Origin of the sequence: Burkholderia sp. Bp8994 (genome assembly GCF_003853805.1) — a bacterium.
In the GTDB taxonomy this organism is placed as follows: Bacteria; Pseudomonadota; Gammaproteobacteria; order Burkholderiales; family Burkholderiaceae; genus Burkholderia.
In genome coordinates, this window is record NZ_QTQH01000002.1 from 331,932 (window position 1) to 347,074 (window position 15,143).

Genomic DNA, 15,143 nt, shown 5'->3' on the forward strand with positions numbered 1-15,143 from the left:
CACGTTTCACCGGCCCTTATTGTTCGAACTGAACGGGCGAATTGTCCGGCGCCGAAAACCAGCGATTGAGGTCGCGGCCCGGCACCGCCGCCTGCGTGAACGTGAACGTGCCGTCGCGCACCATTTCCGTCGCGGCGCGCAGGAACGCGCCGAATGCGGCCCGCGCCAGCGCGCCGCCGACGCTGACGCGCTTCACGCCGAGCGCCGCGAGCGTCTCGAGGCTCAGCAACCCGCCCTGCAGCCCCATCACGACGTTGACCGGCGCGCCGACCGCGCGCGTGAGCGCCGCGATCTCGTCGGGATCGGTCACGCCCGGTGCGTACAGCACGTCGGCGCCCGCGTCGCGGTACGCGACCAGCCGCGCGATCGTGTCGGCGAGGTCGTGGCGGCCGTGCAGGTAGTTTTCGCAACGCGCGGTCAGCGTGAACGGAAACGGCAGCGCGCGCGCCGCGTCGACCGCCGCCGCGATGCGCTCGACCGCCGCGTCGTACGGATAGATCGGTGCGTCGGCGCGGCCGGTCGCATCCTCGATCGAGCCGCCCACCGCGCCGGCGCCGGCCGCCAGGCGGATCGTCTCGGCGACCGTGTCGGGCGCGTCGCCGAAGCCGTTCTCGAGATCGGCGCTGACCGGCAGGCCGCCCACCGCGACGATCTCTGCGATGTGGGCGAGCATTTCGTCACGGCCGATCGCGTTGTCGGGCCGCCCTCTCGAAAACGCGAAACCGGCGCTCGTGGTGGCGAGCGCTTCGAAGCCGGCCATCGCGAGCAGCCGGGCGGACCCGGCATCCCACGGGTTCGGGATGATGAAGGCGCCGGGGCGCGTGTGCAGCGCGCGGAAGGTTTCGGCCTGGCGGAACTGCACGTTGGAATCGGACATTGACGTCTCCTCGGAATGGAGACGCCAGCATACGCGCGCGCGGTACCGCGACGGTTCAGGTCGCGATGAAATATCGATGCGGATGTCAGGGGCCGGCGCGCGGCGCGGTGTGCGGCCGGAAGTCGGCCGGGCCGGCCTGGCTTTCGTTGAACCGGACGAGCGGCGCCGCGATCTGCTTGCGAACGTTCACGTCGCCGACGTCGGTCACGTCGTAGGTGAACGTCATCGGTTACGTCGGATCAAGGAGAAAACGTGAGCGGAAGACAGTGGAAGCCGCGCGTGCGGCTACACGACATACGCGCCCTTCGCATGCAGTTCCGCTTCCGTGCGCTCGAGCGCCGTGATCGCATCGCTGCCTTCGAGCGCCAGCAACTGCGCGACCAGCGCCTCGGCCATCGCATGCGCGGCGACCAGCGACGGAAAGAACGACGGGCTGTCGTGCGTGAAGATCAGCTGCGCGTCCGCATGCAGCGCGATCGGCGACACCGCGCTGTCGGTGATCGCGACGATCCTGCTGCCCTGCGCTTTCGCCGCCTGCACGACGCGCGTCGCTTCCGCCGAATACGGCGCGAAACTGATGATCACGGTCACGCTCTGCTTCGCGATCGTGCGCAACTCCATCTCGAGCGAGCCGGCGACACCGTTGAGCAACGACACGGTCGGCCGGAACAGCCGGTAGCCGTACACGAAACCGAACGCCACCGGATAGCACGACCGGAACCCCGCGACATGCACGTGCGACGCCTTGCGGATCAGCTTCGCGGCGTCCGCGAGCGCGTGCCCGTTCTGTGCGGCGGTGGCGGCAAGATTGTGCTGCTGTGCGGCGAGCAGGTCGTGCGCGAGCGACGCCTTCGCGTCGGGCCGCACGAGCGAACGCGCACGCTGCGTGAGCGGCTCGGGACGTGTGCGCACGCGCGCGACGCACAGATCGCGCAGCTCGTTCCAGCCGGGGAAACCGAATTGCTGCGCGAGCCGCACGAGCGATGCGGGTTGAACCTGCGCGCGCTGCGCGACCTTGCGCATCGACGAGGTGGCGACCTCGTCGGGATGATCGAGCAGAAATGCAGCGCCCGCCTGGAATTGCGGGCTCAGTTCGGAAAATTGCGCCCGGATCCGGGACGCGAGTTCATCGAAATTGGCAGCCATCTTGGTGAGAACGGGAACCGGTCGTCCATGGTATCACCGGCCCCGTGCACACCGGTGCACCGGTCAGCGCAGCACTTCCACGTGATCGGCGTCGACCTTCACCTTGCCCGACCACTTGCGCTCGAACTCGCCGGTCAGCTTCACTTCGTTCTTGTCGCTGACGGGCTGGCCGGCCGCCCACAGCTTGTGGTCGATCTCGACGCGGATCGTGCCCGTCGCATCGGCGAACTCGTAGTCCTCGCCGCCGGCATGCTTGACGATGTGCCCCTGCAACTGCACGTGCTGGTCGTCCTTGCCGTTCGCGAGCAGTTCCTTCACGGTCGTCGTGGTCAGCGCGGACGGCCCCGTGTATTGCGCGTAGACGGCGGCGGGCAGCACCGCAAGCGCGACCGCCAGGATTCTCGTCAGGTGTTTCATGATCTCGTTCCTCCATTTTTTCGAGTGCGTCGCGCTCCGTTGAACGCGACGCACTCAGATTACGGACCGTAAGATTAAGCAAAGCTGAAGACCGTGCGCCGCGGCATGCCGTCGCAACATTCCGGTGCGCGAACGCACGCAGGCGCCCGTGTTTAAGCTCGGCCTAAGACACCTGCGCTTATCATGGGAACCCCGGGCGCCCACGCCCGCCAACAGACACGAATCCATGCGCGTACTGCTCGTCGAGGACGATCCGCTGATCGGCAGCGGGCTCGAACAGGGCCTCAAACAGGAAGGCTTCGCGGTCGACTGGGTCAAGGACGGCGACGCCGCGACGCTCGCGCTGCGCTCGACCGGCTACGGCCTCCTACTGCTCGACCTCGGGCTGCCGAACCGCGACGGCCTGTCGGTGCTCGCGTCGCTGCGCCGCCGCGACGAAACCCTGCCGGCGATCATCATCACCGCGCGCGACGGCGTGCCGGACCGCATCGCCGGCCTCGACAGCGGTGCCGACGACTACCTCGTCAAGCCGTTCGTGCTCGAGGAACTACTCGCCCGCATTCGTGCGGTCAACCGCCGCCACGCAGGGCGCGCGCAGACGACGCTCGCGATCGGCCCGCTGCGGCTCGATCCGGTCAAGCACCTGGTCTGGCTCAACGACGAAGAAGTCACGCTGTCGCCGAAGGAGTTCGTGCTGCTGCACGAACTGATGCGCGACCCCGGCGCCGTGATCTCGCGCGAACAGTTCGAGGAACGGCTGTACAGCTGGGGCGAGGAAATCGAGAGCAACGCGGTGCAGGTACACATCCACAACCTGCGCAAGAAACTCGGCCACGACATGATCCGCACGGTGCGCGGCGTCGGCTACCGGATCGGTGACGCCGCATGATGCGTCTGCAACACGCGATCGCGCGCTGGCGCAGCGCATCGCTGCGGCGGCGCCTGTTGACGTGGCTGCTGCCGGCCGCGTGCGTGATCGGGCTGGTCGCAAGCGCGGGCACCTACTGGGGCGCGCTGCGCGAACTCGACGATCTCCTCGACGACCAGATGCGCAGCATGTCGAAGCAGATCGTCGTCGGCCCGAACGGCGAACTGTCGTTCCGCAACCATCGCGACGGCAAGCACGAATTCGAGGCAGGCGACCCCGACGCCGTGCTGCTGCAGGTCTGGCGCAACGGCACGCTGGTGTATTCGACCGATCGCAAGTCCGCGCTGCCGCCGCCCGCGCAGACAGGCATCGGCAGCGTCGACGTCGGCGGCCAGCCGTGGCGCACCTACGTGACCGAACGCGGCGGCACGACGATCCGGCTCGCGCAGGCGCGCCACGCGCGCTGGGAAGCGATCGCGGGCATCGCGGTGCACCTGCTGTGGCCGGTGTTCTCGATGCTGCCGGTGCTCGCGATCGGGCTGTGGTTCGGCATCGGCGCGGGGCTGCGGCCGCTGCGCACGATCGCGGCCGGCCTGAAGCGCAGGAATGCGAACAATCTCGAGCCGGTCGACGTCGCGTCGATGCCGAACGAAGTCCGCCCGCTCGCCGAAGCGATCAACGACCTGCTCGCGCGGCTCGACCGTTCGTTCACGCTGCAGCGGCACTTCATCGCCGATGCCGCGCACGAATTGCGCACGCCGATCATGGGGCTGTCGATCCAGTCGCAATTGCTGCGGCGCGCGTCGACGGCCGACGAACGCGAGCAGATCCTCGCGCAGATCCATGCGGGCACGACACGCCTCGGCCACCTCGCCGAACAATTGCTGACGCTCGCGCGCCTCGAACCCGACGCGCAGGCGTCCGCCGCGACCTCCGCACCCGTCGATCTCGCCGCGCTGTGCCGCTCGGTGGTCGCCGATCGCACGCGCGTCGCGGATGCGCACCGCATCGACCTCGGCGCGATCGTGTCGTCGCCGGTGATGGCCGCCGGCAACATCGACACGTTGCGCGTGCTGCTGAACAACCTCGTCGACAACGCGATCCGCTACGCGGGCGTCGGCGCGCGCGTCGACGTGTCCGCGCGTCTCGACGGCGCGACGCCCGTGCTCGAAGTCGCCGACGACGGCCCCGGCATTCCGGAAGCCGAGCGCACGGACGTGTGGGAGCGCTTCTATCGCGGCGAAGGCGCGCAGGCGGTCACGTCGTCGGGCAGCGGGCTTGGGCTGTCGATCGTCAAGCGGATCGCCGAACAGCATCGCGCAACCGTCGCGCTCGGCACGACGCAAGGCGGGCGCGGGCTGACCGTGACGGTGCGCTTTCCGGTGCCGGCCTGACACACGCCCGACGGGCGGCTTTTCCACAGATTGTGTTGGCAAGCTTGTGGACAACCGGCCGCTAACGGCAGCAAACCATTGATCCGAAAGGGTTTGGCGCTCGTGCGCAGCGAATGCGCCAACCCGCGTCGAGCAGGCGCTCGCCTCGACGCGACATCGCGTACCGATCCCTTCCCTCCGAGTCGTCGCCGCACTACTTGCAGGGGCGCCCAATGCCACATTTCAAATCGATGGACCCGAACTTCCCGATCCGGCAACAGTTCGGCGTCGACGCGCAACCCGTCGTGCTCCTCAACATCTTCACGGTGGATCCGACAGACGAGGCGGTTTGCACGATGTGCCGCGCCGCGCAATCGCCACGCGGACTTCTCCACAGAAAATGTTGGCAAGCTTGTGGATATCCTGCGCACCGCAACGCTAAGCCGTTGATCCGACGGACTTTGGCACGCGTGATGCAGACGCGGCGCGCGCCGGGCCGTCACACGCGCCGGTTCGCCGCACTTCGCATCACGATGCCACGTCGATGCCCCAATGATGTGCGATGCGATCGTCGCAGCACTTACCCACAGATTTTGTTGGCAAGCTTGTGGATATCCTGCGCACGCATCGGCTAACCCGTTGATCGGCCAATGATTCATGCGCCGCGTCACCGTTGCGGCAGCACGCGGTTCGCCCGCGCGCGCAGACGGACGATCCGGCGCAACAGCGGCACCCTGCCCGCCGCTTGACGCCCGCACCTGCCACGCGTCACGATCACACGAGCCGCACGCGCCACGCATCGCGAGACTTCACGCAGCGGCACCACGGTGCCGGCCGTTGCGCCCGCATCGGACAACGACACATCATTCCGAGGAAGACCATGGAACACTTCACCGCAGGGCAGTTGATCGTCTCGCTCGTGCTCGTCGCGATCGTCGTCTATCCGTATGTCCGCATCGTTCGGCGTACCGGGCATTCAGGCTGGTGGATCCTGACGATGTTCGTCCCGGTCCTGAACTTCATCATGTTGTGGGTGTTCGCGTTCGCGCGCTGGCCCTCGGTCGACGATCGGCATGGCTGAACATCGGGCGGGCTTGTCCACAGATTGTGTTGGCAAGCATGTGGATAGCCTGCGCATACCGCGATCAAGCGCTTGATCCGTAAGACTTTGTCCGCGCCGCTTCGAATCGGGCACGCGGCCACGCGATGTGCCGTTCACGCATCGTCACGCGACGCGACGGACCGCATGTCGCGCGCGCCACGCCGCTTGTCCACAGATTTTGTTGGCAAGCGTGTGGATAGCCTGCGCATACCACGCACAAGCGCTTGATCCGAAAGGTTTTGTCCGTGCCGCTTTGAACCGGGCAGGCAAGCCTCACGCACGCCGGCGCCGCGCCCGCTGCGCGATGAACGCGGCCGCACGCCGGCTTGTCCACAATTTTTGTTGGCAAGGATGTGGATATCCTGAGCATGCGTCATCTAAGTCGTTGATCGCACAACGTTTCGACATGCCGGTCACGACTGCGGCACGGCGTGCATTCATCGACACATCGCTTCATCGTTCCGTGCATTCATCGATGAACGCACGCCGCGCCGCCCGCTCACGCGAACGTCGCGACCGCGATACGCGCGGCGGCCGCGATCACGTCGTCCTTCGCCTTCGCATCGGCACGCGTCTGCGTGTAATACACGGCGAGCACGATCGGTGCGCGCGACGGCGGCCAGATCACGCCCGCGTCGTTCGTCGTCCCGTAGTCGCCGGTGCCGGTCTTGTCGGCCACCTGCCAGCCGGCCGGCACGCCCGCGCGAATCCGCTTGTCGCCGACCTTGTTGCCGCGCAGCCAGGCGACGAGCTGCGCACGCTGCGCGGGCGGCAGCGCGTCGCCGAGCGTGAGCACGCGCAGGCTCGCAGCCATCGCGGCCGGCGTCGTGGTGTCGCGCGGGTCGCCCGGCAACGCGGTGTTCAGTTCGGTCTCCCAGCGATCGAGCCGGAACGTGTCGTCGCCGATCGAACGTGCAAACGCGGTCACCGCCGCCGGCCCGCCGATCAGCTTCATCGCCAGGTTCGCGGCCGAGTTGTCGCTGTACTGGATCGCCGCCTCGCACAACTCGGCGACGGTCATCCCGGTGCCGACATGCTTGCCCGACACCGGCGAGTAGTTCACGAGATCGGACTGCGCAACGGCCACGCGCTGCTGCAGCAGCCCCGGGCGCTCGACGCTCTGCGCGAGCACCGCCGCACTCAGCATCGCCTTGAACGTGCTGCAGAACGGGAAGCGCTCGTCCGCGCGATGCTGCACGCGCCGGCCGCCCGCGGTGTCGATCGCGCACACGCCGAGACGGCCGCCCGCCGCGCGCTCGAGCGCGGCAAACGACGTCGCGGACGAAACATCCTGCCCGGCAGCCGGCGGCGACGCGCACGCGCTGACGGTCAGGACGAGCGGCGCCGTCGCGGCGGCCAGTAGCAGGGTTCGACGTTGCGATGAGTAGGTCATGGGTGTCTCTCGTGGTGGAATGGATGCAGAACGGCCGGCCGGCGAGACAGCACTATCGTGACTTTACGGTTGCCTGACAAGCAACGATAATTGAGCGCTGACAAAAGAAATTCTTATGACGAAGCTCCGCCCTCACCTTCCGCTCAATGCGTTGCGCGCGTTCGAATCGTCGGCGCGCCACCTGAACTTCACGCGCGCCGGCCTCGAGCTGAGCGTGACCCAGGCGGCCGTGAGCCAGCAGGTGCGCTCGCTCGAAGAGCGGCTCGGCTGTGCGCTGTTCACCCGGTTGCCGCGCGGCCTCGGGCTCACCGACGAAGGGCGCGCGCTGTTGCCGGTGCTCAGCGACGCATTCAGCCGGATCGAAACCGTGCTCAAGCAGTTCGACGACGGGCGCTTCCACGAAGTGCTGACGCTCGGCGCGGTCGGCACCTTTGCCATAGGCTGGCTAATGCCACGGCTGAAGCGCTTCGGCGACACGCACCCGTTCGTCGAGCTGCGGCTGCGGACCCACAACAACGTCGTCGACCTCGCGGCCGAGGGTCTCGATTTCGCGATCCGCTTCGGGGAAGGCAACTGGCCGGCGACGCGCAACGAGCGGCTGCTCGACGCCCCGCTCACCGCGCTGTGCGCGCCGGAGATCGCGCGGCGCCTCGCGCGGCCGGCCGATCTCGCGAACGAAACGCTGCTGCGCTCGTACCGCACCGACGAATGGCACGGCTGGTTCGACGCCGCGTCGCTCGAACCGTGGGCGGTGAACGGGCCCGTGTTCGATTCGTCTCGGCTGATGGTCGAGGCCGCGATGCAGGGCGCCGGCATCGCGCTCGCGCCAGCCTGCATGTTCGCGCGCGAACTGCAGCTCGGCCTGCTCGCGCGGCCGTTCGACATCGACGTGCGCGCGGGCGGCTACTGGCTCACGTCGCTGAAGTCGAAGCCGCTCTCGCCGGCGATGACGCTGTTTCGCGACTGGATCGTCGCGGAAGCGGCCGATACCGCGCCGCTCGAATGATGCGGCCCGGCTTGTCCACAGATTGTGTTGGCAAGGATGTGGATATCCTGGGTACCCGAGGTCTAACCCGTTGATCGCGCACGAATTATCGCGCCGACGCACGCAGCGGGCAGCCCGTGCGCAAAGGCTTCGACGCCGCGGCCGCCGCGCGCCGGATCGTCAACCATCAGGAAGCAATCACGTCAGACTTATCCACAGATTTTGTTGGCAAGCCTGTGGATATTCCACCAATGTGACGCGTAACATCCTGATACAAAAGGGGATTCAGTAGATCGGGCCAGACAGGTCAATGACGCGTCATCGTGTGCGGCCTCGCGGCGCCGCTTGCGCGGCCGGTCGGGGGCCGGCCGGTTCTCCACAGATTGTGTTGGCAAGCTTGTGGATATCCTGCGCACCGGCCGGCTAACTCATTGAGCGCACGGGGTTTTGTGCGCGCCGTGCAGGATTGGGCAGCGCCGGCGCGGGCCACGCGGCCGACGCCGGCTGCCGCTTCGTCAATGCCGGTCGAGCCCGCGGCGCAATTCGCTCGCCTTGTCGCGCAGCGCCTCGTACCCGGAGCGCGCATGTTCGGGCAGGTCGGGATCGCCGATCAGCGCGCCGAGCGTTTCGATCAGGCTGAACAGGATGCCCTTCGCCGCGCCAGCCGCGATGCTCTGCGACTCGATCGACTTGTGCAGGTGGTCGACCGCCGCTTCCAGGTTTTCGAGCTTCTTCTGCTCGCCGTCGTCGGGCCGGTTGTCGGTCGTCATCGTAGGTGCCTCCGCCATCGTTCAAGGGTCATGTCACGATTCTATGCCGCTGCGTGCGGACGTGGCACGACATCGCGCAACGTCCGTGCAGCCGCATGCGCTACAGCACCGCGACCACCTTCACCCGCCCCGGCTGCTCCGCCGACGCGATCACCTGGCCATCGACGCGCCGGAACGTCAGCGATACCGTTTCGTCGCCGACGCGCAGTTCGTCGATGCGCAGCCAGTCGACACCTTCGGGCAGCGCCGGGCGCTCGACCCGCACCTCGTGGCGCGCCGCGTCGACGCTCACGCCGAGACACGCCTGCAGCATCATGAACGGCGCACCGGCCGCCCACGCCTGCGGCAGGCACGCGACCGGATAGGCGGTCGGCGGCTCGCCGCGCCGGCGCGGGAACCCGCAGAACAGCTCCGGCAGCCGCATCTCGAAGCTGACCGCGGCTTCGAACAGCGCGCGCAGCAGGTTCACCGCGGCCGTCTTGTCGCCGTAGCGCGCGAGCCCGCGCGCGATCAGCGCATTGTCGTGCGGCCACACCGAGCCGTTGTGATAGGCCATCGGGTTGAAGCGCGGCTGGCCGGCCGCGAGCGTGCGCACGCCCCAGCCCGTCTGGAACAGCGTCGAGCCGAGTACGCCGGCGACCGCCGCGCCGCGCTCGGCGTCGGGCAGGCCGAACGCGAGCAGATGGCCCGCGTTCGACGCCAGCACGCGGCACAGGTCGCCGTGACCGTCGAGCGCGATCCCGTAGAACTGGCCTTCCGGCATCCAGAACAGCGTCTCGACCTGGTCGCGCAGCGCCTTCGCGCGCAGCGCATAGCGTGTCGCGTCGGCCGCGTGGCCGCGCCGGTGCGAGCACATCGACATCGCATCGAGCGCCGCGCACGCATACGCCTGCACTTCGACGAGCGCGATCGGACCGTCGGGAAAGCGGCCGTCCGCATGAAACACCGAATCGTGGCTGTCCTTCCAGCCCTGGTTCGCGAGACCGCGCTCCGACGTGCGCTGGTAGTCGAGCAGCCCGTACGGATTGCGGTCGCACTTGTCGATCACCCACTGCGCGGCGCGCTCGAGCGCGGGCCACAGCTCGTCGATCAGCGCATCGTCGCCGGTGTGTTCGACGTACGCGCCCGCGAGCACGATGAACAGCGGGGTCGTGTCGACGCCGCCGTAATAGAGCGCGAACGGCACCTCCCCCGTCGCGGCCATTTCGCTGCGGCGGAATTCGTGCATGATCTTGCCGGGCTCCGCATCGCGAAACGCGGACGTCTCGCGCGCCTGGTGCTCCGCGAGAAAGCGCAGCACGCCGCGCGCGAGCGACGGCTGCAGCCACAGCATCTGCAGCGACGTGATCACCGCGTCGCGGCCGAACGGCGTCGAGAACCACGGAATGCCCGCATACGGATACGGCCCGGTATCGAGCTGCGTCGTGAGCAGCCCGAGATCCGCGAGCGAGCGGTCGAGCCACGCATCGAACAGCGGATTGCCGGTGTTCACGCGCGCCATCGACTCGCGGCGCGAGCGCATCTCGCGATGCACGCCGACGAGCGCGGTGCGCAGCGCGACGCGCCCGCATCCCGGGCCTTCACCGTCGTGCGCGCGGCCGAGCGTCGCGTCGACGGTCAGGTAGATCGACACGCACGCCTGCGCGGCGATCGTCAGCGTGTAATCGGCACGATCGACCGACAACGCGTCGGGCGCCGGCGAGAAATGCACGGTCACGTTGCGCTCGACCTTGTCGAGGCCGTCGTAGCGAAGCCGCACCGCACCGCCGTCGACGCGCGGCGCAACCACCGTGCCGCGCTTCGGGCGCTGCGTGCCGCGCACTTCGAACATGTCCTTGAAATCCGCCGCGAACGACAGCGACAGCGGCACCTCGGCCTCGCTCGCGCCATAGTTGGTCAGCGTCAGCGCTTCGTACAGCACGTCGCCCGCGAGCACGCGCATCCGTTCGATGTGGATCACGCCCTCGGGCGTCTCGCGACCGCCGAGCGGCGGCAGCGGGCGGTTCGTCAGGTGCGCGGTGAACGACGCGTTGTCCGCGCTCGTCGCGCCCGACAGCAGCGACGGCGCGCGGCCGCCGAACGTCAGGCGCCAGGTCGACAGCACGCGCATGTCGTCGACGAACAGGCCGTCGTCATGGCCGCCGACGTCGCCGAGCGCGTCGCTGACGACGAACGCGTCGCCGGATTTCAGGACGTACTGGTTGTTGCGTGCGAGCGCCTGCGGATCGGCTTCGGGCGCGATGAATGCGGGGCCTGTCGCCTGGGTCGGGGGGACGGGCGCGACTTGCGGCGCCTGCGTCGTGGTGGCTTCGGCGTGATTCGGCATCGATGCTCCTGTGTCGAGGCGCAACGCGCGGCGCGCGTCGCGTGTTTCGCACAGGATAGGCCAGAACGGGGGACGCGCGCAGCGCCGAAAAAGACGCGACCCCGATGCGGGCATCGCCGTCGCATCGGGATCGCGCCCAGGCACCTCAGGCGCCGGTCAGAACTTCCACAGGATGTTGCCGAGCACCGCGTTGTCGCGCACGCCACTGCCGTACTGGCCGCTGAACGTGAGACCGAGCGTCAGGCGCTTCGTGATGGTCGCATCGATGCCCGCTTCGAGCACCGCGCTGTCGCGAGCGATCGGCACGCCCGACACCTGGAACGACGTGCCGCCGTTCGCGAACGTGAACGCCGACGACGGCCGCACGTTGCCGAACGCATGCCGCCAGCCGACCGTCCCGCGCGCGGTGAACGTGCCGCTCGCGAGCGTGCCGAGCTGCGACGCCGCGCGCACGCCGAGCGTCGAGAAACCGACGTGGGTCGTCTGGCCGCCGGCCTGCAGCGCGGCCGCGCCGCCGGTTTCCGTATAGCCGTCGGTATGCAGGTTCACGTAGGCAAGACCCGCGAACGGTTCGAGCGCGACCGGCCCGACCGGCAGCGCATAGCCGACTTCGCCGAACACCTGCTCGGAATGCGCGTTGTAGCCGGCCGAATCGTGATCGGAGAAGCCCGCGAAGCCCGGATTGCGGTCGCTGTTGATGCGGTACCACGTGTACGACGCGCCGCCGCGCACGCCGAGCGCACCGTACTGCGCGCCCCCGTACAGCGACAGGTAGTAGCTGTTGACCGACGCCGACGCGCTCTGGTCGTTGTCGAGCGAGCTGTGCGTGACGCCCGCGGCGAGACCGGCACGCCACTGGTCGTTGAGCGCCATGTCGGCACCGGCGATGAAGCCCGTCATGCTGCGGTTGATCGTCGACGCGTTGCCGTCGCCCGCGAGCCGGCTGCGGCCGCCGAACGCCTGCCCCCAGACCACCGGCTGATACGGCGTGCCGCCGTAGCAACCTGCGCGCGAACCGATCCGGCGTTCCGGCGGCAGCGTCGGATCGGTCGCGCCGGCCGTGTTGTCGCCGCACAGCGCGGCACCGCCCGACGACAGCGCGGCGAGCGGCCCGGCTCCGGGCGCGAGGCCCTGGCGCACGCGATCGGTCACGGCTTCGCGCACGTAGCGGCTGTCGAGCAGCAGCATGCTCTTCAGGCTCGCCTGCAGTTCCCCGTCGAGCATCCCGTAGGCCCGCCGCGCGGTGGCCGCATCGGTCGTCAGCACCGTGTCGTAGAGCGGGTTGCCCGCGCCGAGCCCACCGATCGCGGTCGCGACCGCGCGCTGGTTCGGCGTCGCCGCGACATCGGGCAGCGCCGTGCCGTTCGCGACGAGCTGCAGGTACACGTGGTCCGGATCGTAGCTGAGCGTCGGCATCAGGAACGCGTAGTTCGAATTCACCTGGCTGAACGTGCCCTGCACGCCCGACGATGCGCTGAGGATCGTGTACTTCGTGGTCGGCTGGTAGCTGGCCTGGTTCGCGAGCACCTGCACGGTGCCGCCGTTCAGCGTGGCCGTGCCGCCCGCCGCGATGCTGCCGGCCTGCTGCGGCGTCACCGCGACCTGCAGCGTCGAGCCCGGCTGGAACGTGACGTTGCCGGCCACGTTCAGCGCCGCGCCCGGCTGCGACGCGGCCGCGAACGCGCCGCTCTGCACGACGAAGCCGCCAACCGTGCCGGTGCCCGTCAGCGTCGCGCCGTTCTGCACGGTCACGGTCGACTGGCCGAGCGAACCGTCGACCGCGAGCGTACCCGCCGCGACGGTGGTCGGGCCGCTCAGCGTATTGGTACCGGTCAGCGTCAGTTGCCCGCTGCCGGCCTGGGTCAGCGAACCGGTGCCGGACAGCACGCTCGCGAGCGTCACGTTCGCGGACTGATTGAAGATCAGCGCGCCGTTGTCGACGACATTGCCGACCACGCTGCCCGACGTGCCGCCGTTGCCGAGCTGCAGCGTGCCGCCCGATGCGATCGTCGTGCCGCCCGTATAGGTGTTGCTGCCGGTCAGCGTCTGAATGCCGGTGCCCGCGACCGTCAGGCCGCCGGTGCCGCCGATCGTCCCGCCGAATGTGCCGGCGGTGCTGCCGTTCAGTGTCAGCGCGTTGCCGCCGAGGTTCACGCTCGTACCCGCCGTGCCGGTCAGCGTGCCGATCGTCTGCGCGCCCGTTGCGCCGCTCAGGTCGAACGTCGCGCCCGTGCCGGCCAGGTTCACCGCGCCGCTCGACGCAAGGCTGCCGCCCGCGCCCAGCGCCAGCGTGCCGGCGTTGATCGTCGTGCCGCCGGTGTACGTGTTCGCGCCCGTCAGCGTCTGCGTACCGGTGCCGGCCAGCGTCAGGCTGCCGGTGCCGCCGATCACGCCGCCGAAGGTATTGCTGCCGTTGCCGCTCAGCGTCAGCGCAGTCGCGCCGAGATTCACGTTCGTGCCGGCCGCGCCGGTCAGCGCGCCGATCGTCTGCGCACCCGTTGCGCCGCTCAGGTCGAACGTCGCGCCCGTGCCGACCAGGTTCACCGCGCCGCTCGACGCAAGGCTACCGCCCGCGCCCAGCGCCAGCGTGCTGCCGCCGTTGATCGTCGTGCCGCCTGTATACGTGTTCGCGCCGGACAGCGTCTGCGTGCCGGTACCTGCGAGCGTCAGCCCGCCGGTGCCGCCGATCACGCCGCTGAACGTGCCGCTGGCCGTCCCGCCCAGTGTCAGCGCATTGCCGCCGAGGCTGACGTTCGTGCCGGCCACGCCCGACAGCGCACCGAGCGTCTGCGCACCCGACGCATTGCTCAGGTCGAGCGTCGCGCCCGCGTTCGCGAGGTTCATCGTGCCGGTTGATGCGAGGCTGCCGCCTGCGCCGATCGCGAGCGTGCCCGCGTTGATCGTCGTGCCGCCGGTGTAAGTGTTCGCGCCCGTCAGCGTGGTCGTCGCCGCGCCGTTCTTCACGAGCGCGCCCGTACCGGTAATCGCGCCGCCCAATCCGAGCGCGTTGCTGCCGCCGAGCGTGAGCGTCGCGCCCGCGCCGAGACCGATTGCATTCGCCACCGTCAGGTTCGTGTTCGTATCGAGCGTCGCCGAACCGCCGACATTCAACGCGCCGGTGCCGAGCGCCGCGGCGTTGCCGAGCACCAGTCCGCCACTATTGAGGTTCGTGCCGCCCGAATAAGTGCTCGCGCCGTTCAGCGTCTGCGTGCCGGTGCCGGCCAGCGTCAGGCTGCCGGTGCCGCCGATCGCGCCGCTGTACGTGCCGCTCGCGGTTCCGCCGAGCGTCAGCGCGTTCGCGCCGAGATTCACGTTCGTGCCGGCCGCGCCCGACAGCGCGCCGAGCGTTTGCGCACCCGACGCATTGCTGAGGTCGAGCGTCGCACCCGCGTTCGCGAGATTCATCGCGCCGGTCGCCGCCAGGCTGCCGCCCGCGCCGATCGCCAGCGTGCCCGCGTTGATCGTCGTGCCGCCCGTATAGGTGTTCGCGCCCGTCAGCGTCACCGTCGCCGCGCCGTTCTTCACGAGCGTGCCCGTACCGGTAATCGCGCCGCCCAATCCGAGCGCGTTGCTGCCGCCGAGCGTGAGCGTCGCGCCCGCGCCGAGACCGATTGCATTCGCCACCGTCAGGTTCGTGTTCGTATCGAGCGTCGCCGAACCGCCGACATTCAACGCGCCGGTGCCGAGCGCCGCGGCGTTGCCGAGCACCAGTCCGCCACTATTGAGGTTCGTGCCGCCCGAATAAGTGCTCGCGCCGTTCAGCGTCTGCGTGCCGGTGCCATCCAGCGTCAGGCTGCCGGTGCCGCCGATCGCGCCGCTGTACGTGCCGCTCGCGGTTCCGCCGAGCGTCAGCGCGTTCGCGCCGAGATTCACGTTCGTGCCGGCC

Annotated in this window: 11 protein-coding genes and 1 pseudogene; 4 read left to right on the top strand and 8 right to left on the bottom strand. The window is 69.0% G+C overall.

Annotation, left to right across the window (positions count from 1 at the left end; translation table 11 throughout):
* Positions 1-16: 16 nt before the first annotated feature.
* The 4 genes and pseudogenes from DIE04_RS03445 to DIE04_RS03460 form a co-directional block, all read right to left on the bottom strand.
* Positions 17-877 carry an oxaloacetate decarboxylase gene (locus DIE04_RS03445; protein ID WP_124522447.1) on the bottom strand — a complete coding sequence of 287 codons (861 nt, stop codon included), beginning with the start codon at positions 875-877 and terminating at the stop codon, positions 17-19.
* 112 nt (positions 878-989) lie between these two features.
* Positions 990-1,103, bottom strand: a pseudogene (locus tag DIE04_RS03450) (GNAT family N-acetyltransferase); the annotation flags it as partial.
* Between the two features lie 59 nt (positions 1,104-1,162).
* Complete coding sequence (locus tag DIE04_RS03455; protein ID WP_124522449.1) at positions 1,163-2,023, bottom strand: MurR/RpiR family transcriptional regulator; 861 nt, start codon at positions 2,021-2,023, stop codon at positions 1,163-1,165.
* A gap of 63 nt (positions 2,024-2,086) precedes the next feature.
* On the bottom strand, positions 2,087-2,440 hold the full coding sequence (locus DIE04_RS03460) for a YgiW/YdeI family stress tolerance OB fold protein (protein ID WP_124522451.1): 354 nt from the start codon (positions 2,438-2,440) through the stop codon (positions 2,087-2,089).
* Positions 2,441-2,666: 226 nt separating this feature from the next.
* Between DIE04_RS03460 and DIE04_RS03465 the strand changes: the two genes are divergently transcribed.
* The 3 genes from DIE04_RS03465 (at position 2,667) to DIE04_RS03480 (ending at position 5,762) form a co-directional block, all read left to right on the top strand.
* Positions 2,667-3,329, top strand: a complete 663-nt coding sequence (locus DIE04_RS03465; RefSeq protein WP_044847907.1) for a response regulator — start codon at positions 2,667-2,669, stop codon at positions 3,327-3,329.
* Complete coding sequence (locus DIE04_RS03470; protein ID WP_124522453.1) at positions 3,326-4,702, top strand: ATP-binding protein; 1,377 nt, start codon at positions 3,326-3,328, stop codon at positions 4,700-4,702. The genes DIE04_RS03465 and DIE04_RS03470 overlap by 4 nt, the downstream gene beginning before the upstream one ends.
* Before the next feature lie 859 nt (positions 4,703-5,561).
* Positions 5,562-5,762 (top strand): membrane protein, encoded by a 201-nt coding sequence (locus tag DIE04_RS03480; RefSeq protein WP_044847905.1) that lies wholly within the window; start codon positions 5,562-5,564, stop codon positions 5,760-5,762.
* 520 nt (positions 5,763-6,282) lie between these two features.
* Here DIE04_RS03480 and blaPEN-bcc read toward each other — a convergent pair.
* Positions 6,283-7,176 carry a PEN family class A beta-lactamase, Bcc-type gene (gene blaPEN-bcc / locus DIE04_RS03485; protein ID WP_124522455.1) on the bottom strand — a complete coding sequence of 298 codons (894 nt, stop codon included), beginning with the start codon at positions 7,174-7,176 and terminating at the stop codon, positions 6,283-6,285.
* A 115-nt stretch (positions 7,177-7,291) separates the two neighbouring features.
* Between blaPEN-bcc and penR the strand changes: the two genes are divergently transcribed.
* A complete protein-coding gene (gene penR, locus DIE04_RS03490; RefSeq protein ID WP_124522457.1) occupies positions 7,292-8,182 on the top strand; it encodes a beta-lactamase transcriptional regulator PenR in 891 nt (296 codons plus the stop codon).
* Positions 8,183-8,676: 494 nt separating this feature from the next.
* On the opposite strand, the gene DIE04_RS03495 is transcribed toward penR, so the two are convergent.
* The 3 genes from DIE04_RS03495 to DIE04_RS03505 form a co-directional block, all read right to left on the bottom strand.
* Positions 8,677-8,931, bottom strand: coding sequence for a hypothetical protein (locus DIE04_RS03495; RefSeq protein WP_044847902.1), 255 nt, complete (start codon positions 8,929-8,931; stop codon positions 8,677-8,679).
* A 100-nt stretch (positions 8,932-9,031) separates the two neighbouring features.
* Positions 9,032-11,257 carry an amylo-alpha-1,6-glucosidase gene (locus DIE04_RS03500; protein ID WP_124485310.1) on the bottom strand — a complete coding sequence of 742 codons (2,226 nt, stop codon included), beginning with the start codon at positions 11,255-11,257 and terminating at the stop codon, positions 9,032-9,034.
* 156 nt (positions 11,258-11,413) lie between these two features.
* Positions 11,414-15,143 (bottom strand): autotransporter domain-containing protein (locus DIE04_RS03505; protein ID WP_124522459.1); only part of this gene is annotated, 3,730 nt, incomplete at its 5' end.

What these genes read in the sequence shown, in the direction of transcription:
- DIE04_RS03460 (WP_124522451.1), bottom strand. Translation starts at nt 2,440, where the DNA reads ATGAAACACCTGACGAGAATCCTGGCGGTCGCGCTTGCGGTGCTGCCC.
- DIE04_RS03500 (WP_124485310.1), bottom strand. Translation starts at nt 11,257, where the DNA reads ATGCCGAATCACGCCGAAGCCACCACGACGCAGGCGCCGCAAGTCGCG.
- blaPEN-bcc (WP_124522455.1), bottom strand. Translation starts at nt 7,176, where the DNA reads ATGACCTACTCATCGCAACGTCGAACCCTGCTACTGGCCGCCGCGACG.
- penR (WP_124522457.1), top strand. Translation starts at nt 7,292, where the DNA reads ATGACGAAGCTCCGCCCTCACCTTCCGCTCAATGCGTTGCGCGCGTTC.
- DIE04_RS03465 (WP_044847907.1), top strand. Translation starts at nt 2,667, where the DNA reads ATGCGCGTACTGCTCGTCGAGGACGATCCGCTGATCGGCAGCGGGCTC.
- DIE04_RS03445 (WP_124522447.1), bottom strand. Translation starts at nt 877, where the DNA reads ATGTCCGATTCCAACGTGCAGTTCCGCCAGGCCGAAACCTTCCGCGCG.
- DIE04_RS03455 (WP_124522449.1), bottom strand. Translation starts at nt 2,023, where the DNA reads ATGGCTGCCAATTTCGATGAACTCGCGTCCCGGATCCGGGCGCAATTT.
- DIE04_RS03470 (WP_124522453.1), top strand. Translation starts at nt 3,326, where the DNA reads ATGATGCGTCTGCAACACGCGATCGCGCGCTGGCGCAGCGCATCGCTG.
- DIE04_RS03480 (WP_044847905.1), top strand. Translation starts at nt 5,562, where the DNA reads ATGGAACACTTCACCGCAGGGCAGTTGATCGTCTCGCTCGTGCTCGTC.
- DIE04_RS03495 (WP_044847902.1), bottom strand. Translation starts at nt 8,931, where the DNA reads ATGACGACCGACAACCGGCCCGACGACGGCGAGCAGAAGAAGCTCGAA.